General features: G+C 32.3%; 18 protein-coding genes and 1 pseudogene. 2 read left to right on the top strand and 17 right to left on the bottom strand.

All coding sequences use genetic code 11. From position 1 onward, the window contains the following. Nucleotides 1–7 precede the first annotated feature (7 nt). From Q0910_RS13325 to Q0910_RS13275, 11 genes and pseudogenes are all read right to left on the bottom strand, one after another. Nucleotides 8–700, bottom strand: coding sequence for a DUF4386 domain-containing protein (locus Q0910_RS13325; RefSeq protein WP_299217307.1), 693 nt, complete (start codon nucleotides 698–700; stop codon nucleotides 8–10). A 12-nt stretch (nucleotides 701–712) separates the two neighbouring features. After that, entirely contained in the window at nucleotides 713–1,333 is a 621-nt protein-coding gene (locus Q0910_RS13320) for a DUF4386 domain-containing protein (protein WP_299217305.1), read from the bottom strand. Between the two features lie 69 nt (nucleotides 1,334–1,402). Next, nucleotides 1,403–1,874: pseudogene (locus Q0910_RS13315) on the bottom strand (hypothetical protein). Between the two features lie 143 nt (nucleotides 1,875–2,017). Continuing rightward, the gene (locus Q0910_RS13310; protein ID WP_299217302.1) at nucleotides 2,018–2,527 is read right to left on the bottom strand and encodes a hypothetical protein; all 510 of its coding nucleotides are present in this window, start codon (nucleotides 2,525–2,527) and stop codon (nucleotides 2,018–2,020) included. Between the two features lie 411 nt (nucleotides 2,528–2,938). Beyond that, on the bottom strand, nucleotides 2,939–3,130 hold the full coding sequence (locus Q0910_RS13305; RefSeq protein ID WP_118456039.1) for a cold shock domain-containing protein: 192 nt from the start codon (nucleotides 3,128–3,130) through the stop codon (nucleotides 2,939–2,941). Between the two features lie 133 nt (nucleotides 3,131–3,263). After that, nucleotides 3,264–4,370: a helix-turn-helix domain-containing protein gene (locus tag Q0910_RS13300; RefSeq protein ID WP_299217298.1), complete on the bottom strand. Its 1,107-nt coding sequence runs from the start codon at nucleotides 4,368–4,370 to the stop codon at nucleotides 3,264–3,266. A 46-nt stretch (nucleotides 4,371–4,416) separates the two neighbouring features. After that, nucleotides 4,417–5,526 carry a type 1 glutamine amidotransferase domain-containing protein gene (locus Q0910_RS13295; RefSeq protein WP_299217296.1) on the bottom strand — a complete coding sequence of 370 codons (1,110 nt, stop codon included), beginning with the start codon at nucleotides 5,524–5,526 and terminating at the stop codon, nucleotides 4,417–4,419. Between the two features lie 188 nt (nucleotides 5,527–5,714). Next, complete coding sequence (locus Q0910_RS13290; RefSeq protein WP_299217293.1) at nucleotides 5,715–6,944, bottom strand: hypothetical protein; 1,230 nt, start codon at nucleotides 6,942–6,944, stop codon at nucleotides 5,715–5,717. 403 nt (nucleotides 6,945–7,347) lie between these two features. After that, on the bottom strand, nucleotides 7,348–8,133 hold the full coding sequence (locus tag Q0910_RS13285; protein ID WP_299217290.1) for a hypothetical protein: 786 nt from the start codon (nucleotides 8,131–8,133) through the stop codon (nucleotides 7,348–7,350). A gap of 6 nt (nucleotides 8,134–8,139) precedes the next feature. After that, on the bottom strand, nucleotides 8,140–8,430 hold the full coding sequence (locus tag Q0910_RS13280) for a hypothetical protein (RefSeq protein ID WP_299217287.1): 291 nt from the start codon (nucleotides 8,428–8,430) through the stop codon (nucleotides 8,140–8,142). A 227-nt stretch (nucleotides 8,431–8,657) separates the two neighbouring features. Continuing rightward, on the bottom strand, nucleotides 8,658–9,860 hold the full coding sequence (locus tag Q0910_RS13275; protein WP_299217284.1) for a GAF domain-containing sensor histidine kinase: 1,203 nt from the start codon (nucleotides 9,858–9,860) through the stop codon (nucleotides 8,658–8,660). A gap of 193 nt (nucleotides 9,861–10,053) precedes the next feature. On the opposite strand from Q0910_RS13275, the gene Q0910_RS13270 reads away from it, so the two are divergent. Beyond that, nucleotides 10,054–11,214 (top strand): iron-containing alcohol dehydrogenase, encoded by a 1,161-nt coding sequence (locus Q0910_RS13270; protein ID WP_299217282.1) that lies wholly within the window; start codon nucleotides 10,054–10,056, stop codon nucleotides 11,212–11,214. Between the two features lie 94 nt (nucleotides 11,215–11,308). On the opposite strand, the gene Q0910_RS13265 is transcribed toward Q0910_RS13270, so the two are convergent. From Q0910_RS13265 to Q0910_RS13250, 4 genes are read right to left on the bottom strand one after another with little or no spacing between them, the layout of a single operon-like run. Next, nucleotides 11,309–11,641 carry a hypothetical protein gene (locus Q0910_RS13265; protein WP_299217279.1) on the bottom strand — a complete coding sequence of 111 codons (333 nt, stop codon included), beginning with the start codon at nucleotides 11,639–11,641 and terminating at the stop codon, nucleotides 11,309–11,311. Further along, nucleotides 11,638–12,210: an RNA polymerase sigma factor gene (locus Q0910_RS13260; protein ID WP_299217277.1), complete on the bottom strand. Its 573-nt coding sequence runs from the start codon at nucleotides 12,208–12,210 to the stop codon at nucleotides 11,638–11,640. The genes Q0910_RS13265 and Q0910_RS13260 overlap by 4 nt, the downstream gene beginning before the upstream one ends. Further along, nucleotides 12,200–12,532: a DUF6249 domain-containing protein gene (locus tag Q0910_RS13255; protein ID WP_299217274.1), complete on the bottom strand. Its 333-nt coding sequence runs from the start codon at nucleotides 12,530–12,532 to the stop codon at nucleotides 12,200–12,202. Before Q0910_RS13255 ends, Q0910_RS13260 begins: the two co-directional genes overlap by 11 nt. Nucleotides 12,533–12,555: 23 nt before the next feature. Next, entirely contained in the window at nucleotides 12,556–13,671 is a 1,116-nt protein-coding gene (locus Q0910_RS13250; RefSeq protein ID WP_299217271.1) for a serine hydrolase domain-containing protein, read from the bottom strand. Nucleotides 13,672–13,988: 317 nt separating this feature from the next. Here Q0910_RS13250 and Q0910_RS13245 point away from each other — a divergent pair, with 317 nt between their 5' ends. Beyond that, nucleotides 13,989–17,045: a GEVED domain-containing protein gene (locus Q0910_RS13245; RefSeq protein ID WP_299217268.1), complete on the top strand. Its 3,057-nt coding sequence runs from the start codon at nucleotides 13,989–13,991 to the stop codon at nucleotides 17,043–17,045. A gap of 110 nt (nucleotides 17,046–17,155) precedes the next feature. On the opposite strand, the gene Q0910_RS13240 is transcribed toward Q0910_RS13245, so the two are convergent. Next, entirely contained in the window at nucleotides 17,156–18,076 is a 921-nt protein-coding gene (locus Q0910_RS13240) for a phospholipase A (RefSeq protein WP_299217265.1), read from the bottom strand. Nucleotides 18,077–18,150: 74 nt separating this feature from the next. After that, the gene (locus Q0910_RS13235) at nucleotides 18,151–20,331 is read right to left on the bottom strand and encodes a S9 family peptidase (protein ID WP_299217262.1); all 2,181 of its coding nucleotides are present in this window, start codon (nucleotides 20,329–20,331) and stop codon (nucleotides 18,151–18,153) included. Between the last annotated feature and the right edge of the window lie 228 nt (nucleotides 20,332–20,559).

The raw sequence follows: 20,559 nt of genomic DNA, 5'->3' as shown, positions 1-20,559 counted from the left end.
TTTAGAATTAGTGACCTGTTTTGATAGGTTCAGAAATCATTGCAGATTCATTAAACCCTTTAATAATAAGCCATATTGCAAAAACCATTTCTTGTATTCCTATTACAAAATCCAGAACTTCGGCTACTTGAATATCATAAAATTTCAATAGCACTATGATCATTGTTATAAGTGCACCAAGAAAACCCCAACCGGACAACCATCTAGGAACGAGTGCAAATCGGAATAATATGTAATTCAATATAAGGGCTGAAATAGTAAAAACTATTCCGAGTCCTATGTCGAATGTCCATTCTGCTAAAATCAAAAAAGATTGACCTATAAGTTTTAAGTTACTTGCGTCTTGAACATTGCTGGCTGAATATTCTTTGCTTATAAACAAAACAGCTAACAATACTGAAACATAAGCTGCGAATAGAATACCTTCCATGATTCGCATAGCAACATATCCCAAGGCCAAACTTTCACTTTTCTTTTTAAGAATAGGGAACAATAGTATCGCGATAAATACAACAGATATAGCATCTATGAGCATGAGAATCGCTGCTCCTGAAATTTGACTTGATTGATTAGAAAATGCCTCAAGCAAATTCGTAGCTTCAATAACGGGTTCGGTAAGCCAGATACTCAGTGAAGAAGCAACCGTAGCAGTTATAAATAATATTCCGACAATTTTGGCTATACGCTTATTTGAATCCATAATATCTAATTTTTAAGGTAGTTTCTTTCTTTTCGCTACAAGCCATATACTAAGTAAAAGTTCCGCAAGAGCCATAATCACCATAATACTTACCTTGATTGTTTTAGGTAGGTTTATTTCTACAAAAAAAACAACGTATGTGAACGATGCAAACATTAATAATACACCAAGGCTTTTAGGTATATATCCAGACTTGAAAACCGAATAACCAAGCACAAGGATGTGCAACGCAAAAAACAGGTATCCAAAAAGTTTTATAGACTCATAGCTATAAACATCAATAATTTGAAAAACCAAAGCAAATAGTCCAATTATCAATGAAAAAGCATATAGCAGCCTAAGCGCTCCGGTAACCGATGCTAGGTTTTTATTGGCTGGCTTAAGAACTACATAAAGTGCGAGACCAATAATAGAATCTAAGACAAGTACAAGTAGATAGCCAATAACCGCAAAACCAAACAGCTTCTTATTAGCCTCTATATCTCTGGCCAAAGCTTCAGTATCTCCAGGCACAACAAAATTTGCCAAGAGAAAATCATCAACTAAGGTTACGATAAAAACAGAGGTAATAAATGCAATCCCTACAACTATTGCAGCTTTTCTTGACGATATGTTAGAGAGAAAAAAATTCATGTTAATTCCTTTTCGTTGAATAGAGGATTGATGATTTAAAGTTTTCAATTCCCATATTTCAGAATGTTATTATAGCCGCCTTTTAAAAATATAGCGTGTTATAAATATACCTTGTCCATCTTTTTCTCCAGCATCAGTTTCTACGGCACTGGTGACAAATATCAAATCCCATCCACCTACTAACATAGCTGTTAACTTTGAGGATATTACGGCGTCATTGGCAGCAATATTTTGAAAACGTATACCTGCTATGTTATAGAAGTTCAATAGTTTTGTTTCTTCAAAATCCTTAACACGGATATCGTTTCGATTTGTTTCGGGTGTTATCTTCTTCCGTTTGTTCAGATGAGAATTCCTTATAATCACGAGCTACATTTGAAGAAATAAGGCGCGAGCGACCTAATCCAAGGGGAACTATAGATTCTACACTGGTAATTACTTTAACTTCAAACCTAGGTTGTGTATTACCTGATTCGTTTTGTGCCGATATACTAAAGATAGTTGCAAGAAGAATCAAGCTTGTTAAAAATGATTTTTTCATAATAATTGTATTTTGCTTTAATTATTCAGTACGTAATTTGGTTATCAAAATCTAAGGCCAAAATTTAGACTAGGCTCTATTATATAATTATTTTTTCCTCTTTCAATTGCCGCAAAAGCTTCGGGAAAATTAGTATTAATAGGCTAATATCTAAACGAATAAGCAGGTTCTACATACCAACGTTTTTTAAAGAATTCAAAATGGTAGCCTACAATAAGTTGAAGATATAACTGATACCCAGTTTGGATTTTTTCACCTTCTGCATCACGGAATTTCTGCAGAAAGTTGGTCGCATGTATTGTTGCAAATGATTTCTTCCAGAGGAATCGTTGATACCCAAATCCAATACCGAATGCCTTTACATCACCTGGATAGAATTCATCCGCAGCCCCATATTCACCTAAAGGTTCGTCATAAGTCCAAGTTGATAAATCCACTATTATGTTGTCTTTTTCTGTGAATTGGCACCCATAACTTAGATTGTAGAAATGATCAGGATCGTCTAAAGCATTGGCAATAACCCTCAGAATACTTCCTATGGTATGTGGGCGATCAACTTTTTGCTTTTCGGTTTGTTCGGTCTGGGCAAAAACTTTAGCCGATAAAAAAATGCAGAAAGTGAATATACCTAAGACAATTACTTTATTTTTCATAATTAATTAGATCAATAGTTCGAAGATCAAAGCTACTATCTATCTAATTATGAGTCAATGACATATATCAGGTAAGCTAGGTTGATTTTAAGCTTAGGATTATCATTAATGCTTTTTTTTTTGGAGTTGTACGATTGACAAATATTTGTAAATACATGCTATTGATTTTCTAGCTTCCGTAGCATTTTGTCAATTTTTGTATGAAGCCAATCTTGGGGCGTCCTATCAAAACTTTTAATTTTTGGGGTCTCATGGATAAAAGTCGATCGTAATGACCTCATACGGCGCAACAAAAAGAAGCTATTGATATTTTCCTAAAATTAAAGGAATTACAATTGAAGGAATAAGATCATAAAAAAAGCCCATCAATATTGATGGGCTTTTCATTAAACTTGAAAGTATATGTATGTATTAGATAACTTTTACGTTCACTGCGTTTAATCCTTTGTTTCCTTCTTGTAGATCAAATTCTACAGTATCGCCTTCACGAACTTCGTCTACTAATCCAGAAATGTGTACAAAGTGATCTTTGTTAGCACCTTCTTCAGTGATAAATCCAAAACCTTTAGCGTCATTGAAGAATTTTACTGTTCCTTTATTCATTGTAATGTAATTAAATTAAAATATTGTTTTTAAAGTGCAAAAGTGACCCCTTTTTTTCGATATACAACATATTAATTAACTTATTTTCAATTTATTATAAAAAACCTGTCCTTATTTGCGTAAATCACTGAAGCTAAGCTTTGTCTTTTCTGTATTTAGATGGAGTCATTCCTTCAAACTTCTTAAATGCACTGTTAAAAGAAGAAAGGCTGCTAAAGCCTATATCAAAGGCGATAGCCGAAATAGTATATTTATCACCTTCTATAGTAGAAAGTAATTTCTTAGCTTCCTGAACACGGTAATGATTAATAAAATCATTAAAATTTCGTTTAGCATATTGATTGATAACCGACGAAGTAATTTGTGTGCTTTTTCCTAACAGTTTACTAAGCTTTACTAAAGAAACATCTGGTTCGAGATATAATTTTGTATCCGTAACTAGTTTTGAAATCTGATCAAATAAAAGATTATTATCATTTGTACTAAATACATCTCCATCCAGATCCGTAGCTTTTAATTGAAATGCCTTATAACTTAAAAAATAAATGATTACAGAATATAAAATGGGTCCAACAATATATGGTACAGTTTCATCTAAAATGTTTAGCACATAGGTTATCCAGATAACTATAAAACCAGCAATAAGGAAAGCTAACCAACTAAATATAGCTTTCTGGGATTTTGTTTGTAAGGTTTGCCGATATTGTTGCTTTGTTTTTTTTAAGATCCACCAACTAAACATTATATAAAAGACTAAATGCAGATATATAAATAAAAGACCACTTCCAAAAATGACAATGACCAGTTTACTGTTTTCATACCATTCTTTGGTAACAAAAAGACTAGAGGTGAAAATCAAAACAAAAGGAATAATTTCTAAGTAATAGTATTTCGGAAGTTTAAAATTTGGAGAGGTCATTCCTAAAACATACCATCTAAATAATGGTCCAATTAATAAAAGAAAAGCCAATCCTATAAAAATAAAAATAGGTTCTAGACCATCACCAAAATTGAGCATTACTGATTTTCCTATTCGAAAAGCCATAAATACGAGGATCAATCCAAGTAAACGATTGGTTAATGTCTTTTTCTTTTTGAAAACGACTAAATAACAGGCAAAAAGTACTCCGTGTAAAAGTCCAGCACTGCTAATAATCACCAATAATATATCTAAAAAGCTCAATAGACTAATTTTTCCAAATGTAGGGATATTTGATATTCCAAGAAAGTATAAACTCATAGAAGAATTTATACTTTCTGTTTAGCAATAATATCTTTTTATTCTTTTAATTTCCCTGATCTTTTGATATGCTCTTTGCATAAGATGTCAACCCAACTAAGCTAAAAAACTTTCCAATTTTACCCTGCATGGCCGCTATAATACCGTGTTTTGCTATTAGTATTCTGTCCATAGGTATGGTATCTATAGAAATCATTCGATTTATTAATTCTTTGGCTTCGTCAGATCCCTCTGCTTCATATACCTTCAAAACTTTTACTGCATTTTCTTCTGCTGTGATTTCTCTGTATTTTGGTGCGTATCCCAATTGAGTGATCATAGTTTCTGCTAATTTCCAGGTGGACCAAGGATTTTGACCAGTTACCAAATTATTCTCCTGACTTATATTTTCCAAATACATAGTACCCTCATTAAAAATCCCTCCTTGAGCTTCTAACTCATCTTGTAATAGAAAAGGAAATATATTTTTTGCATCCGAAATTAATAATAATTCTTCATCGTTAGTGAAACCGCTCACTTTTTTGTTCTCCAGTAATGGACGACCATTATCAAGAGTTACATTTACTAGTGCTGCAGGTCCGTGACATACCGCTCCGATAACCTTATCAGACTGATACAAGTTTCTAACAATAGACTGAATGGAAGTATTTTCTGGGAAATCAAACATAGCCCCCTTTCCTCCCGCAAAGAATACGGCTTCATACAATTCGGAATTAATATCCTGAACCGGAATAGTATGCTTCGCTTTATATTGAGCCAAACTATCATTTAAGAAAGCAAAATCGTAGGGGCCCATATCTTCGTCATCAATTACTACAGGTGGTTCTCCACCTAATGGACTGGCAATATCTACCTCAAAACCATTAGCCTGAAAAACGTAATATGCCCGTGACAATTCGGTTAATTCATAGCCCGTACTTTTATCAGTATTACCCATAGTAGCTGTACTGGTAACGATTATCAAAATCTTCCCACGTTTTGGAATAGTATTTTTCGAAAGATATGGTAAATCTGATATTTGGGTAATAATTATATCCTTTCTATTTTCTGAAGATGGTAATAAACCCATAAACCACCAACCAAAAATAAAAAGTGAAAGAACAATAGATAGAATAGAGATTATACTCCATTTAAGAATTCGATATTTTTTGAACATGCTATTAGTTTTTAAAAATTATAGCACGAAGTAATAGTAAGTATTAGACAAAATATGTCGAAATGATAATTCCGTCAGAGTATATTATGTTATGAAGATTAAATAATTTAGCTGATATGCCCCACTTTCTTAAGTATTATATGAAAGGCTCACATATCAGCTAAATCATTTATTTACAACCCAAATTTTTATTCACTACAAATATTGTTTTCCAGATTTTCTCTTGTAGGATTAAAACTATTTTCTTTTATCTCAAAAAATGGTATATCATTAGCTGCCAATCCAATGTTTAAACCATTTTCGGATTGTATTAAATTAGATAACCCACAAAGATTCGTAAGGTTATCATTGTTAGAAACGATAAGGAATGAATCAACCTGCAAAAGCGAATGTAAGCCTTCGAGATCAGTTATTACATCATTATCATATATTGTAAAACTTCCTGAAACTTTAGTAACATTTCGTAATCCATCTATAGTAGCTAATGCTGGGTTTTCTAGCACCCATAAACGTGCACCAACTTCTGTAATACTAGAGCATCCTTCGATATCTTTTAGTATATCATTTTTTCTGATATCTACATCTTTTTGAACGGATATAAGATTACTCAATGCATTAACCTCTTCTAATTTGGGGTTACTACTAATTAGCAATGACCCTTGTTCTGAGATCCCCCCAACGACATCTGAATTTATATTTTCTAGTCCTTCTAATCCATCTAATGTGGTAAGCTCTGGATTATGTTCTATATTCACATAATCCAAAGTATAAGCGTCAGTATTTCCCAAACCTTTTATATTGGTAAGTGCTTCGTTAAATATGATCGAAATATATCCTCCAAAGGAATTTACCTGAGCTAATCCATCAATGTTTTTAAGACTTGAATTTAACCAAAAATCTAAACCTCCTCCCAGAGTTTTAACACTGCTTAAATCATCTATATTTTCCAGTTGATACATTCCCGAAAGTTTCAGAGTTCCATCTATCTGTTTTAGGTTTTGTAATCCTTGTAGTGATTTTAGACTTCCATTACTATTTAATATTAAATCACCTCCAATATGTTCAAGATTTTCTAATCCTTCAAGAGAAGTAAGAGGATTACTAATAAGAATAACATCTCCTTCGACCTTTTTAATAGTACTTAAAGTATTAAGATTTACTATATCATTACTTGTTGGATCATCAACAAAACATTTTCCGATATATAAACTGCCTTTAATTTGATCTACATCTTGACTCCAATTATTTATTTCTTCTTGTGATGTTAGTATAACGTCTCCTCTGGTTGTATCTAACTCAAATATCGCATCGCAATCATTTGTTATGTATTCTCCATCTAATGATGGATCTGCACAACCAGATAAAATCAATAGGACTAAAAAAAACTTTAAAACGGATGTATTATTCTTTAACTTCATATACTCGTGATTGTTTATATTATTTACTAAAACAAATATAGAATCCAATAGATAACCTAATTTGTAATAATCACAAATAACAAAACCTTTTCGCTTATAAAACACAAAATATGAGTAAAGGAAATATACTTAAAAAAAGACTAGAAATTATAGAATGTAAATAATAAAGAAAACCAATTGAAATGATAATTCCGTTAACCTATAATATGCCTTAAGCTGGTATTTTATCAAATCAATAAGCTCCGTAATTATTTACGAAGCTTATCTCAAAAAACTAACTAATTAATAAAAACTCTAAAAGAGCATATTTAACACAAAATCAATTAGAAGTTAGGTAAACATCATTAACTGCATCAGAAATCTTATATCTTACCTTCTGCATGTGTCTATTTATCTTATCTAATTATTTTAATTTTGCTTTAAACCAAAAATCTAATAATATATCAGAAGATTGTGCCCTTCCTTGATTTCCTGAAGGACCGTTACCAGATCGTCCCTGTGATCCACCACCTCTTGGAGGTCCACCTCTACCTCCACCTCTACCTCCACCTCTTCCCGACTGTTGTGGATTAGATGGTCTAGCTTCTTCTGGTTTGTTTCTTGACATTTCTGGCGTTTTAACACCTATGGTTAATTTATTCAGATCAATGTCTGTATCATTATTAATTTTTAATTTTGGTATTTTCAAACTGTATATTAGGCTGTTTTTTTTATTATCTAAGTCTATGTTTATAGAGATTCCATCATTATTAAGAAGTGTATTAAATTCTTTAATACTATCATAATATGTATACAATGCCTTCTGTGGGGGATCATTCTGTAGCATATGATCTATTTGTTTCATTAAACTACTATCTTCTTTGGGACGCCTCATTTCCTGAGATTCATCTTCATTTCTTCTAGGTGGTCTTTGATTTTTTATAATTGGATACGTTATGGATACGTTCTTTTTCTTTCTTCCTTTTACATCAAAATAAATTGTTACTCCTTGACGTAATATAGAGGTAGCTATTTTGGGATCTATTGTATTTATAGTTAGGTAAATATGTGTATTATCCTGATATACAGAATATGATTCCGTATTAGAAACTACTGTTGTAGTATCTATAGGACTATTAGCAATTAGAGGATCAGCCGTTATAATATTTACAAAGGATAAACATAAGAGGGTTAAGAATATATTTTTCATAGTATTTTAGGTGTTTGATGATAATGGTTCTATTTTAGGGAATATTGATATCCGTATTAGTACAGCAATTAATAGTATACTCATAACAATTAAGAACCAAACTCGATGAATTGATCTTATATCATTGATAAAAGACACTTTAGCTTCTATAATATTGAAGGTGGTATCATCAATTAATAGTCGGTATATTGAAGTGTTTTCCTGTTCAGTTTGATTGTATTCTGGATGTATACTTATAATTCCAAAAAACACAATCATACCGAATAGTGTTACTGTTCTTAATATGTTTGGTTTCATAATCTATAGATTTTGAACTACATATTAATGACTATAAAAACATTGAAAAGTTTAATCGTTAGAAGAGGTTTTCAACGAAATACAATTCTTTTTCAGTAGAATCTATTCTGTATTAAGTAATTGCTTTCTTAAAGAAATTGATATTTTCAATACGAACAAGGAAGTATTTATAGTAGAATTTTAAAAAACTATCACCAAACTTATTTAAACTTACAATTCGCAATCTTCTAAGTTTTAGATATAGAAAAGGTAAACGTGCTACCCATTCCTTCTGTAGAAGTAACAGAAATAGCTCCGCCCAAATTTTTAACTATTTTCTTTACAGTTGCTAATCCAATACCAGTACCAACATTACCGTCCCTGTCTTCTACTCCAACAACCGTAAAAAGATCAAATATTTTATCTAAAAAACCCTTTGGAATTCCATCACCATTATCCTTAACCACAAAATTGTAAAAATTTTCTTCTTCTGTTATAACTATACCAATTATTATCTCAGGTTTTGAATTATACTTAATAGCATTGGTAATTAGATTGATTAGGATTTGCATTAAGGCAGTTTCATTTGCGAAAATATGTTCAACATCCAAAGAAATATTAAATCTGGCTTTATGCTCAGAATCAGTTATTCTCTTTAATTCTTCCAGCAAATGGTTAATTTGTATTTCGGTTTTTCTGTCTTTTATTATATCATCACTTTTATAAAACTTGAGAATCCCATCAATATAGTCTCTTAGAGAATAAGAAGAAGTCTTTAAATATTCTAAATACTGTAAAGATTCTTCATTAAGTTTATCTTTGTTATCATCTTCTAACAACTCTGTAAGTGAAATAATATTAGCTAAAGGGGATTTAAGATCATGTGAAACAACACTGGCAAACTTTTTAAGATCTTCGTTTCTTTTTTCGAGCTTATCACGAAGTTGTGTGAGTTTTAAGTTCTGATATCGTTGCTCAAACAAATTTACAACTTGCTTAGACATCGCAAGTAATGCACCTTTTTGTTCAGAAGTTAACTCTCTTGGTTTGGTGTCATACACACACAAAGTCCCTAACTTAAAACCATCAGAATCTATTAACTGTGCGCCGGCATAAAAAATAGCTTGATGTTCATCGACTAAAGGATTTCCTTTAAACCGTTTATCTTTTCTGGAATCTGTTATGATAGTTATTGGGTCATCAGAATTGATAGCATGACCACAAAATGAAATTTCTCTAGGAGATTCATTAAAAGGAATTCCGTGATGTGATTTTAAAAAATTCCGATCTTTATCCAGTAATGTAATAAGTGATATTGGTACATCACAGATATATGACATAATGGATGTGATATTATCGTAACTTTCTTCTGGCAAAGTATCTAATAATCCATACTTCTCCACAGCTATTTGTCGATGTTTTTCGTTTTTAGGAAATATAGGCGCTATCATTGGGGTAAATCTAAAAAATAATCTGATTCTAATTCCGGTGATTACCGTACAAGTTATAAGGTTTTATTTACTTAAAGTCGTAAGATTTTGTTATTTCTTACCATAGATCAACAATTTAGTGCTTTTTTATTTTGAAATTTGTATATGTAATTTTAAATCAAAGTTTAGTCAACTTAAATAATAATATAAAATCATGAGAAATTTTGAATTATATGTACCAACCAAAATGATTTTTGGTAAAGGACAAATTGAGAAACTCACCACAGAAGTACCGAAGGATAAGAGAGTCTTATTACTTTACGGTGGAGGAAGCATCAAGAAAAATGGAGTTTATGACCAGGTAAAATCTGCTCTTAAAGATCATAATGTTATAGAGTTTTCCGGAATTGAAGCCAACCCTGAATATACTACATTATTAAAGGCTTTAGAGGTAATAAAGAAAGAAGATATCGGCTATATGCTGGCTGTTGGTGGTGGTTCTGTTATTGATGGAACGAAGTTTTTATCTTCAGCAGCACTTTATGAAGGAGACAGTCCATGGGATATTTTAGCAAAGAGAATCAGAACATTAAAAGGCTTACCTTTTGGTACTGTACTAACCTTACCTGCTACGGGAAGTGAAATGAACAGTGGTGCTGTGGTAAGTAGATCAGAAACAAATGAAAAAATGGTGATGGGGGGACCCGGATTATTTCCAGAATTTTCAATTTGTGACCCTACAGTAGTTCACAGTATTCCAAAAAGACAATTGGCTAATGGTATTGTAGATGCTTATACTCATGTACTGGAGCAATATATGACCTATCCAGCGGATGCACCACTTCAGGATCGTTTCTCTGAAGGAATTTTACAAACCTTAATAGAAATTGCTCCTACCGTAATTAAAGATCCTAGTAATTATAAAGCTGCATCTAATTTTATGTGGTGTTGTACTATGGCTCTTAATGGATATATCCAAAAAGGTGTTCCTACGGATTGGAGTGTACATATGATCGCACATGAACTGACTGCCTTTTATGGAATTGATCATGCTAGAACCCTAGCAGTAATTCTACCAAGTGCTTATGCAAAGAAGTTTGAGCAGAAAAAAGAGAAATTAGCGCAATACGCTGAGCGAATTTTTAATATCAAAGAAGGTAATACAGAAGAAAAAGCAAGAGAAGCCATTAAGAGAACGGAAAGCTTTTTTCAGTCTTTAGGTATTGACACTAGATTACGGGATTATACAGATGATTATGATGGATTTTCTCAGAAAGTTGCTAAAAATCTAACCGATCACGGAATGACTGCGCTGGGTGAACATCAAGATATCACACCAGAAATAGCTGCTGAAATTGTAGAGATGGCGTATTAACATATGTCGTAAAATAAGAAATGGTCTTGTCTATTTAGTTGTTGGACAAGACCATTTAGGTTTAACCCGTTTTATAAACTTTACTTAGCAAAAATTACTTTTTAGTATTATAATAATTTAATCTTATAATTGAATTAATATAATACAATAATGTTAAGGTTATAACCAAAAATACGGGTGTTTTAGGGATGTCTTCAGTAAGTGAATCAAATAACCTACTCTCTTTCCCTAAAATGTTAAATAATAAACCGGATAGAATTAGGGTAAGTGTAGAACAAACTAATAAAACCATTTTAAAGGAAAACCTAAATGACATTTTTTTTGTTTCTTTCTGAGCTTCTATAGCGTTCATTAAGTTATTAATAAAATCATTAGAAGTTTCGACAGTACTTTTGCTAATAAGTTTTTTTAAATTTTCTTCTTTCATAATAAATTATTTAAATCATCTCCTAGTAATTGTTTTAGATGAAAGTGAATGTTTTCTCTTCCTCTATGTAGATCTACCTTGATTTTTGATGGTTTAAAGCCGGTTATTTCCTCGATTTCTTTAATCTTATACTCACATAGGTAAAAAAGACGCAATAGTAAAGCTTCATCTGCTCGTAGTTGCTGTAATGCTAGGTTTATATACTTTTTTTGATCAGCTTCATTCATATTATCTCTATCTACAGAAGGAAGATTCAGCGTGTCTCTTATATCTTGTATATCTGTAGTGTCTTTTTTCTTTTTAAGTTCATTATAGCAAGTATTAATAACAATTCTATATAGCCAAGTAGAAAATGAAGCTTTGTATTGAAATGTATGTAATTTGTGATACACTTTTATGAAAACATCTTGTAGTACATCTTCCGCTATTACTGGATTTTTTATAATTGAAACAGCAAGTGATAGCGATACATCTTTATATAAATAGACTAATTGTCTAAATGCAGATGTATCACCATCACCTATCTTACGGATTAATTCATAATCCCTATGTTTAAGACTATTTTCCAAGTCTATTTCTTATAAAATGCGCGACAATTAATCCTGCTGCACCAAAAATTAGAATCGTACCCCATATTAATAAATCTGCAGTGTCTTCTGATAATTCTATAGTCGTGAAAATAGAAGAAACAAATAACCCAACACCTAAGCCAAACACAATACAACCAATGTCTAAATATTTCAACGTATTATTTTTATGATCTTGATATTGTCCTTTTTCAATTAATGCTTTTTTGATTAAGTACATATACCTGGCAATAATGAATACCAAAGTGATAATTAAAACGAAAAACATCAAACCAAATATAATTTCCTGTGTTACTGTATTCATATCTTTTATAATTTTTAATTGTTTTAAAATATTGGCCCTATCATACGACTTAACCCCTCAATGAAAGGTATTGCTTTATCTCCATTCATAAAAAACACAATACCAAAGTTTTTTTTGGGAATCATCATCATATAAGATTGGAAATCGTGATTATTACCTGTATGTAAATGCATCATCCCATATTTAGTAGGTTTTTGCGCTAAGCCTAATCCCCAACCTGTTTGTCCTACTGCTTTTTTTAATGGGTTATCTTCCTTAAAATGAGTGTGTTCTTTTAGCATTTCATCAAAAGCTTCGGATGTAAGTCCTTCTTGTCTTAAAAGAGCAATAATAAATCTCGCATATTCTAAGGATTCACTATGCAAACTAGAATATGCATTAAATGTTTTACCACTCCACCATCCATTTTTAGGACTATTCTGCGTAGGTTTTCCATTGGTATCATGACCAAATACTTTATGAGTACTTAGGTAATCATTCCATACAAAAGTGGTATTTGTCATTCCAAAAGGTTTGGTCACGACTTGCTGAAATAAGGAATTAAGATCATCTTTAACACCTATACCATGTAACTTTCCAATAACAGCTGCTAGATACTGATATCCTTCACCAGAATATAAAAAACCAGTGCCTGGTCTAAAAGGAAGTTTAATTTTTTCTCCCTTAGCGTGATTGGGAAAACCACTACTGTGTGACAAAACCATTCTTGCTGTTATTAATTTGTAATCTTCTTTTGATTCTTCTGCAATTCCTGGATGTTCTAAATATTGGTATAATGGTTTGTCTAAATTCAAAACCCCTTTTTCAACCATTTTCATAGCGAAATAAGCAAATATGGGTTTGGAAAGTGAAGCTCCTTCAAAAATACTTTCATCTATTATCGGTAGTTTAGTTTCAGTATTGGTAACCCCAAAAACATTATGATAAACAATTTTTGAATCATTAATAATGGCAATAGAAAGTCCTGGTACTTTTGCAGAATCCATTACTTTCTTAATATGCTTATCAAGTGAAGAAATAGTAACATTTTTTCCATCAGGAGCTTTAATTAAATCATAATTAGCTTGTCCAAAGGTATTTAGCATATATGCTAAACATCCAAATATAGTTAGAATGAAAGTTCGTCTTGACTGAATCATTTTGTCTAATTTTAAAAGTGATTATTTATTTGATTGTGAATTCACATTTATTGGACAAAATGAGTTCAAAAAAGGTTACAAATTTATTTTTAGACTGGTTATAATATAAAACGAACCTATTGATTAGTTAACAACTTTTTTTTGGTATATCAGAGAAGATAAATTAGTAATGATTTAACTCTAACTGGCTAAATAAATGGTTATGACACAACCTAAATATGGTCTTCCCTTTCATTAAAAAAAAACCTGAAATAATTTCAATATGCTGTTAAAATTTAAGTTAATTTTAAATCAATTAACCATTTAAATTAACACAAATGAAATTAAAACTCTTATTATTAACAGCCTTTGTTATGGCCTGTTTTATGACTCAAGCACAACAAACTGGAACAAAAGCATTCTATCATGGAAAAGTATCATCTGTAGAATATGTTTCCTCAATAGCATCAAGACCCAATGATCTTATTCCTCCTGATAATTCGGTTAGAGAAGCAAAAGATAAAAGATCATTAGGAAATCAAATTATCTCTGGTAAAGACCCACAAACTGAAAACGATTATTTTTTCAAAAATCGAAGTAAAATGGAGCAAAGTGTACAAAGAGCTCCTGCTAGTCTAGTTTTTGATACCTATACATCAAATTCTCAACCTACAGATCCTTCTATTGCTGTAGGTCCTAATCATGTAGTTGTTGTGTATAATACTGGATTTATGATTTATGACAAATCCGGTAATCAACTAGTTGGACAAACATCTCCTAACCCCGCAATTTTTCCTTCAGGTGGTTGCTGTGATCTTACAGCATCTTACGATAATGCAGCGGATAGATGGGTACTATCATTTTTAGGGTCAGGTGCCCAGGTAGCAGTTTCTGATGGACCTAACCCAGTAACTTCTGGATGGTACGTTTATAACATCTCCGGAATACAAGATTATCAAAAATTATCTGTTTGGAGTGATGGATATTACATTACCGAAAATACAGGTGGAACTAATAAATTATGGGCCTTAGAAAGAGATGCTATGTTAGCAGGAGATCCAAATGCACAAATTCTTGGTTTTAACCTTCCTGGAATTGTTACTAGTGGATTTTTTAGCCCTCAGGCTTTAAATGTTACCAATGGTAATTTACCAGCTCCTGGAGGTGCAACTATTGTTTATTTACAAGATAATGCATGGAGTGGTGTATCTGTAGATCATATTAAGGTATGGACAGCAGATGTAAACTGGAATAACCCAGGAAGCTCTACAGTTTCTAGCCCACAGGAAATTGTTACAACACCTTTTATTAGCGTTTTTGATGGAGGAAGCTTTGTTAATTTATCACAACCAGGAGGAGGTACATCTATTGATGCTTTACAAGCAACAATTATGAACCAAGCACAATTTAGAAAATTTGCTACTCATAATTCTGCAGTATTTAATTTTGTAGTAGATGCTGATGCTAGTTCTGGAGAATTGGCAGCGATACGATGGTATGAATTTAGACAAAGTGGAGATAACCAACCTTGGTCTTTATATCAAGAAGGTACTTATACAGCTCCTGATGGAAGACACGCTTGGCATGCAAGTTTAGCAATGGATGGTCAAGGAAATATCGGGATGGGATATACTTCTATGTCGGGCCCTACTACTCCATCAACAGTAAGAGTAAGTTCTTATTTTACAGGTAGATTAAGTTCTGATCCTTTAGGAACTATGACTACTGCAGAAGAACTTATAGCAAATGGAACTGGTAATATTCCTGGTACACGATATGGAGATTATAGTAAAATAGATGTAGATCCATCAGATGATTCTTCGTTTTGGTTTATCAATGAATATGTAAATGGCGGCAGAAGAGGTGTTGTTGGTAAATTCCAAATCGAAGCAGGTGTTCCTGACACAGAAGCGCCTTCTGATCCAACAAATTTAACAGCTAGTAATATCACATCTAGCGGAGCAACTCTTAACTGGACTGCTTCTACCGATAATGTAGGGGTAGCTCGATATACTATTTCTATCGATGGTTCTGTAGTCGGAACCTCTACAACAACCAGTTTTGATGTTACAGGACTTTCTCCTTTAACCTCATACACTGCCTCTGTAAATGCAGAAGACGCAGCTGGAAATGTTTCAGGAAATGCAACTACCTCATTTACTACTATAGATGGAAGTTCTACTGTTTATTGTGATTCTGCAAGTACTAATGTAAATGATGAATTTATTAGTAATGTTCAATTGAATACAATTAATAATGCTTCTGGGGCTCAGTTTTATTCTGATTTTACTTCAATTTCTACTGATTTAAATGAAGGTCAGACATATAAGATTACCGTAACTCCAACCTGGACCGGTACTGTATACGCAGAAGGATATGCCGTTTGGATTGATTATAATAATAACGGAGATTTTGATGATGCTGGAGAGCTTGTTTTCTCAAAATCACCATCTACAGATACTCCTAATAGTGGATCATTTACAGTTCCAACAGGAACTTCTGAAACTTCAGTGAGAATGAGAGTTTCTATGAAATATAATGCGATTCCGACTTCTTGTGAAACGTTTACCTATGGTGAAGTAGAAGATTACACTATTAATTTAGGCACCAATGGAGGTGGCGGAACACCTGGCGAAATTGCAGCATACTATTTTGAAACAGGATTTGAAGGTTGGATAGATGGAGGAAGTGATTGTGCTCGTATTAATAATAGTGCACGTGCATTCGAGGGAGATTTTTCGATTAGACTTCGTGATAATAGTGCTTCATCTAACGCAGTATCACCAATACTTGATTTAACAGGAAATACAGAAGTATCTATCGAATTTCACACCTTTGCAAATGCCATGGAAAATGGAGAAGATTACTTTATTGAGTTTTTTAATGGCTCTTCTTATGAAGTGATTGGTCAATATGTAACAGGAACAGATTTTAATAATGGTTCTTTCTTTACAGATACTATTGTACTAGATGCTGGTACTTATAATTTTAATGCGAACAATAGATTTCGTATACGCTGCGATGCTAGTGTAAATAATGATCAGGTATATTTTGATCAAATAATTATTAGTGGTGATAATGCAAGAAGTACTACTCCAAGAAATGTGGAAGATACAGATGAAATTGCAGAAGTAGTATCGTTCACAAGAATAGCTGATAAGAGTATCCAATTATATCCTATTCCAGCAACTTCGACATTAAATATTGAGATTAATGAAGGGAAATTTGATGAAATTATTATGATTTCTTCAAATGGTACTATTGTGAAAAAGATAAATCCAAAAAAATCTTCTTTTGGAGTTGATATTTCTCAATTCGCTGATGGATTGTATTTTGTTAGATTTACTAATTCTGATGGATTAGCAATTACAAAGCGATTTATTGTAAAGAAATAACTATAAATATTTATTAGCCAATAAGTATTAGAAAAGGCTGTCGTCACTATGATCGACAGCCTTTTTATATATTACTGATACTAAAAATTTCTAAAATAATAGCATGTAAATCATCTCCATTGTAAAAGAGATAAACCAATTCCGAAAGTAGTTTGACTATGGTTGTAATCTATTAAACTTTCTCCATATCCGTGAAATATTTGTGCGTGAATCTGTAGTTGGCCTAAAACCTCAATTGCATAATCTAGTCGTATGCTACCTCTGTTTTTATCTCCACCACGTAGAGAATGCTTTGCTAGTATACTTATGTCATGCTTTCCTTTGGAAAAAACTGCTAAAAACTCTGTTCTACCAACATAGTTTTCTATTCCTGGATTATTATCTTCTACCGCATCTTCTGGTAATCGCCACCAAGGTCTAAGCATAAAACTCCAAGAAGGATTTTCCCATCCAAACTGTAATATAATTCGATTCCAGCTTCTTGATAAAGGATTCGATCTCCCATTACTCTGATGATTTATTCCTACACCGGCTAATACTCCATTCAATCCTAAAATTTTATAAGGAGTAGGAAAAACTAGCATCAATTCGGGTTCATAATTAGTTTCCCTAAATGGTCTAGAAATATTAGCACTATATAGCTGCCATCTAGAAGATTGAGTATACCCAACCCAAAGATCACCCCCTATTTTTTTTCCAAATAAATTTCTAACTGCCCTGGTTTTGAAACTTAATTGAAATTTTAACTCGGTATCAGAAAAATCAGAAGGTTCTTCTACTGAATTGAGAGGATTGTCACTAGTTGGAAAGTTATTAATATCAGTAGTATAGTTAGCTAATAAAAAATAGACTGGTTTATAGGGTTCAATTTTAAAGCGTTTTATACTATCACTTTTTATTTGCCATCTTTTGGAAAGACTGCCTTCAGTATCTTGAAGAATAATTTGGCTATGACTAACAGAAAATGTGAGAACCGATAACATTACGGTAATTATTACTTTTCTAAAAATCTTATTGATTGGTTCTACCACTTTTTTCAAATTTATAAAAAAACCAGTAAGCATTTAGATTCTTACTGGTTTTTGATCTTTTAATAAACAAAAGTTTATTTCTCTATTCCCTCAAGATCTAACATAAAAGCATAATTAAGAGCAGTCCTTTTATAACGTTCAAAACGTCCTGATGCTCCTCCATGACCTGTTTCCATATCACAATCCATAATTAGAAGATTATCATCTGTTTTTAGTTCTCTTAGTTTCGCAATCCACTTAGCAGGTTCCCAATACTGTACCTGGCTATCCCAATAACCTGTAGTAATTAATATGTTAGGATAATCTTTGGCTTCCACATTATCATACGGAGAATATGATTTCATATACTCATAATATTCTTTATTCTTAGGATTCCCCCACTCATCAAATTCAAAAGTAGTTAAAGGTATGGTTTCATCCATCATAGTCGATATTACATCTACAAATGGTACAGCAGCCACTACTCCATTCCAAAGATCAGGTTTCATATTTAAAACTGCTCCCATTAGCAGACCTCCAGCACTACCTCCATAAGCATACATATGGTCAGAACTGGTATATCCTTCTTTCACTAAAAAATCACCTACATCAATAAAATCTGTGAATGTATTTTTCTTTTTTAGCAGTTTACCATCTTCATACCAATATCTACCCATTTCTTGTCCACCTCTAATATGTGCTATAGCGTATACAAAACCACGATCCAACAAACTTAAACGCGTGGAACTAAAATACGGTTCCGTACTACTTCCGTAGGAACCATAAGAGTATAATAACAAAGGTGTTTGTGCATTTTTCTGTGTTCCTTTTTTGTACACTAATGAGATAGGAACCTTCACACCATCTCTTGCTGTAGCGTATAAACGCTCTGATATATAATTATCTTTAGAAAAATTAGGATCTAATACTTCTTGCTCTTTTAAAACTGTCTGTTCCTTTGTATCCATATTATAATCGATAACACTATTAGGAGTTGTTAAGGAAGTATAACTATAACGTAAGATATTAGTGTCAAAATCCAGATTAGTCGTAGGATAAGTAAGATACGCCGGATCATTAAATGAAATATAATGATCGTCTTCATCATTCCATTTTTTTATCCGAATTGTACTTAATCCTTCCTTTCTTTCACTAAGTACTAGGTGATTTTTAAACACTGTAAAATCTTGCAATAAAATATCATCTCTATGCGGTATTACATCCACCCAATTTTCCTTGGTTGTTGCGGTAGCTGGTGTTTTTACTAACTTAAAGTTTTTTGCATCCAGATTCGTACTGATATAAAAATGATCTCCAAAATGCGCAACACTATACTCTAAATCTTTTTCTCTAGGTTGTATTACTTTCCACTCTCCATTTGGAGTATTTGCATCCAGATATCTATATTCTGTAGATAGTGTTTGATAACTACCGCTAATGATATACTTATCGGATCTTGATTTATACACAAAGGTGCTGAATGTATCGTCTTCTTCATTAAAAATCAATTCATCTTTTGATTGATCTGTACCTAATACATGCTTGTAAATTTTATTAGCTCTTAGTGTTGTTGAATCTTTAGATGTATAAAATACCGTCTTATTGTCATTAGCCCAAGCCACACTTCCTGTTGTGTTTAACAGTTTGTCAGAAAGGATTTCATTAGTAACTAAATTTTTAAAATAAATGGTATACCTACGTCTGGATACTGTATCAATACCATATGATATCATTTTGTTGTCAGGACTAACGGATCTACCGCCCAATGCAAAATAAGCAAGACCTTTAGCCATTTCCGGACCATTAAGCATAATTTCTTCTTTGGCACCTTCTTCCAGCTTTTTACGGCAGTACAAAGCATAGTCCATCCCTTTTTCGAATCGTGTGTAATAAGAATATCCATTGTCATTATAAGGCACTGATGAGTCGTCTTTCTTGATACGTCCTACAATTTCATCAAATAATGTTTTCTGCAGACTATCTGTATGCTTCATCGCAGCATCTTTATAGTCATTTTCTGCATTTAGATAGTCTAATACATCCTGTGTTTGTGGATCTGGAGTTTCTGCATTTTTCTGTTCGTCACTTAGACGCATCCAGAAATAATTATCTATCCGTGTATCTCCATGAGCTTTTAACTCTTCAGCTATTTTTTTAGCAACCGGAGCCTCTAATGATTCATGAGGTTTTTCTTCAGGTTTTTCTTCTTTTGCAGTATTACAGGCTATAAAAAGCGCTGGGACAATAAGAAGTAGATTGATGATGTTAGTTTTCATATAAAAATTAAGTATTGATTTTCAAAAAATTCTTAATTGAATCATGAATATAATTCAAAACATAAAAATACTAGTATTCTACAACAATTAGAAATTAATTTAATTTAAAAGTATTTGATTTTGTTCTTATTCGGGATATTAAAGTGAATAACAAACGAATTCTAAATCATCACCTACATATTCTAAAGGTTAATTGATTCTTTAAAATTGTATACTATTTTTACTTTT

The organism is uncultured Aquimarina sp., from assembly GCF_947495315.1.
Taxonomy (GTDB): domain Bacteria; phylum Bacteroidota; class Bacteroidia; order Flavobacteriales; family Flavobacteriaceae; genus Aquimarina.
The sequence above is the reverse complement of the archived record's forward strand: the minus strand, read 5'-3'. Positions and strand labels throughout refer to the sequence as shown.

Excerpts from the sequence above, each read along its gene's own strand:
- Q0910_RS13280 (WP_299217287.1), bottom strand. The coding sequence starts at position 8,430 with ATGAAACCAAACATATTAAGAACAGTAACACTATTCGGTATGATTGTG.
- Q0910_RS13290 (WP_299217293.1), bottom strand. The coding sequence starts at position 6,944 with ATGAAGTTAAAGAATAATACATCCGTTTTAAAGTTTTTTTTAGTCCTA.
- Q0910_RS13275 (WP_299217284.1), bottom strand. The coding sequence starts at position 9,860 with ATGATAGCGCCTATATTTCCTAAAAACGAAAAACATCGACAAATAGCT.
- Q0910_RS13310 (WP_299217302.1), bottom strand. The coding sequence starts at position 2,527 with ATGAAAAATAAAGTAATTGTCTTAGGTATATTCACTTTCTGCATTTTT.
- Q0910_RS13285 (WP_299217290.1), bottom strand. The coding sequence starts at position 8,133 with ATGAAAAATATATTCTTAACCCTCTTATGTTTATCCTTTGTAAATATT.
- Q0910_RS13245 (WP_299217268.1), top strand. The coding sequence starts at position 13,989 with ATGAAATTAAAACTCTTATTATTAACAGCCTTTGTTATGGCCTGTTTT.
- Q0910_RS13295 (WP_299217296.1), bottom strand. The coding sequence starts at position 5,526 with ATGTTCAAAAAATATCGAATTCTTAAATGGAGTATAATCTCTATTCTA.
- Q0910_RS13300 (WP_299217298.1), bottom strand. The coding sequence starts at position 4,370 with ATGAGTTTATACTTTCTTGGAATATCAAATATCCCTACATTTGGAAAA.
- Q0910_RS13325 (WP_299217307.1), bottom strand. The coding sequence starts at position 700 with ATGGATTCAAATAAGCGTATAGCCAAAATTGTCGGAATATTATTTATA.
- Q0910_RS13320 (WP_299217305.1), bottom strand. The coding sequence starts at position 1,333 with ATGAATTTTTTTCTCTCTAACATATCGTCAAGAAAAGCTGCAATAGTT.
- Q0910_RS13235 (WP_299217262.1), bottom strand. The coding sequence starts at position 20,331 with ATGAAAACTAACATCATCAATCTACTTCTTATTGTCCCAGCGCTTTTT.
- Q0910_RS13250 (WP_299217271.1), bottom strand. The coding sequence starts at position 13,671 with ATGATTCAGTCAAGACGAACTTTCATTCTAACTATATTTGGATGTTTA.
- Q0910_RS13265 (WP_299217279.1), bottom strand. The coding sequence starts at position 11,641 with ATGAAAGAAGAAAATTTAAAAAAACTTATTAGCAAAAGTACTGTCGAA.
- Q0910_RS13255 (WP_299217274.1), bottom strand. The coding sequence starts at position 12,532 with ATGAATACAGTAACACAGGAAATTATATTTGGTTTGATGTTTTTCGTT.
- Q0910_RS13305 (WP_118456039.1), bottom strand. The coding sequence starts at position 3,130 with ATGAATAAAGGAACAGTAAAATTCTTCAATGACGCTAAAGGTTTTGGA.
- Q0910_RS13270 (WP_299217282.1), top strand. The coding sequence starts at position 10,054 with ATGAGAAATTTTGAATTATATGTACCAACCAAAATGATTTTTGGTAAA.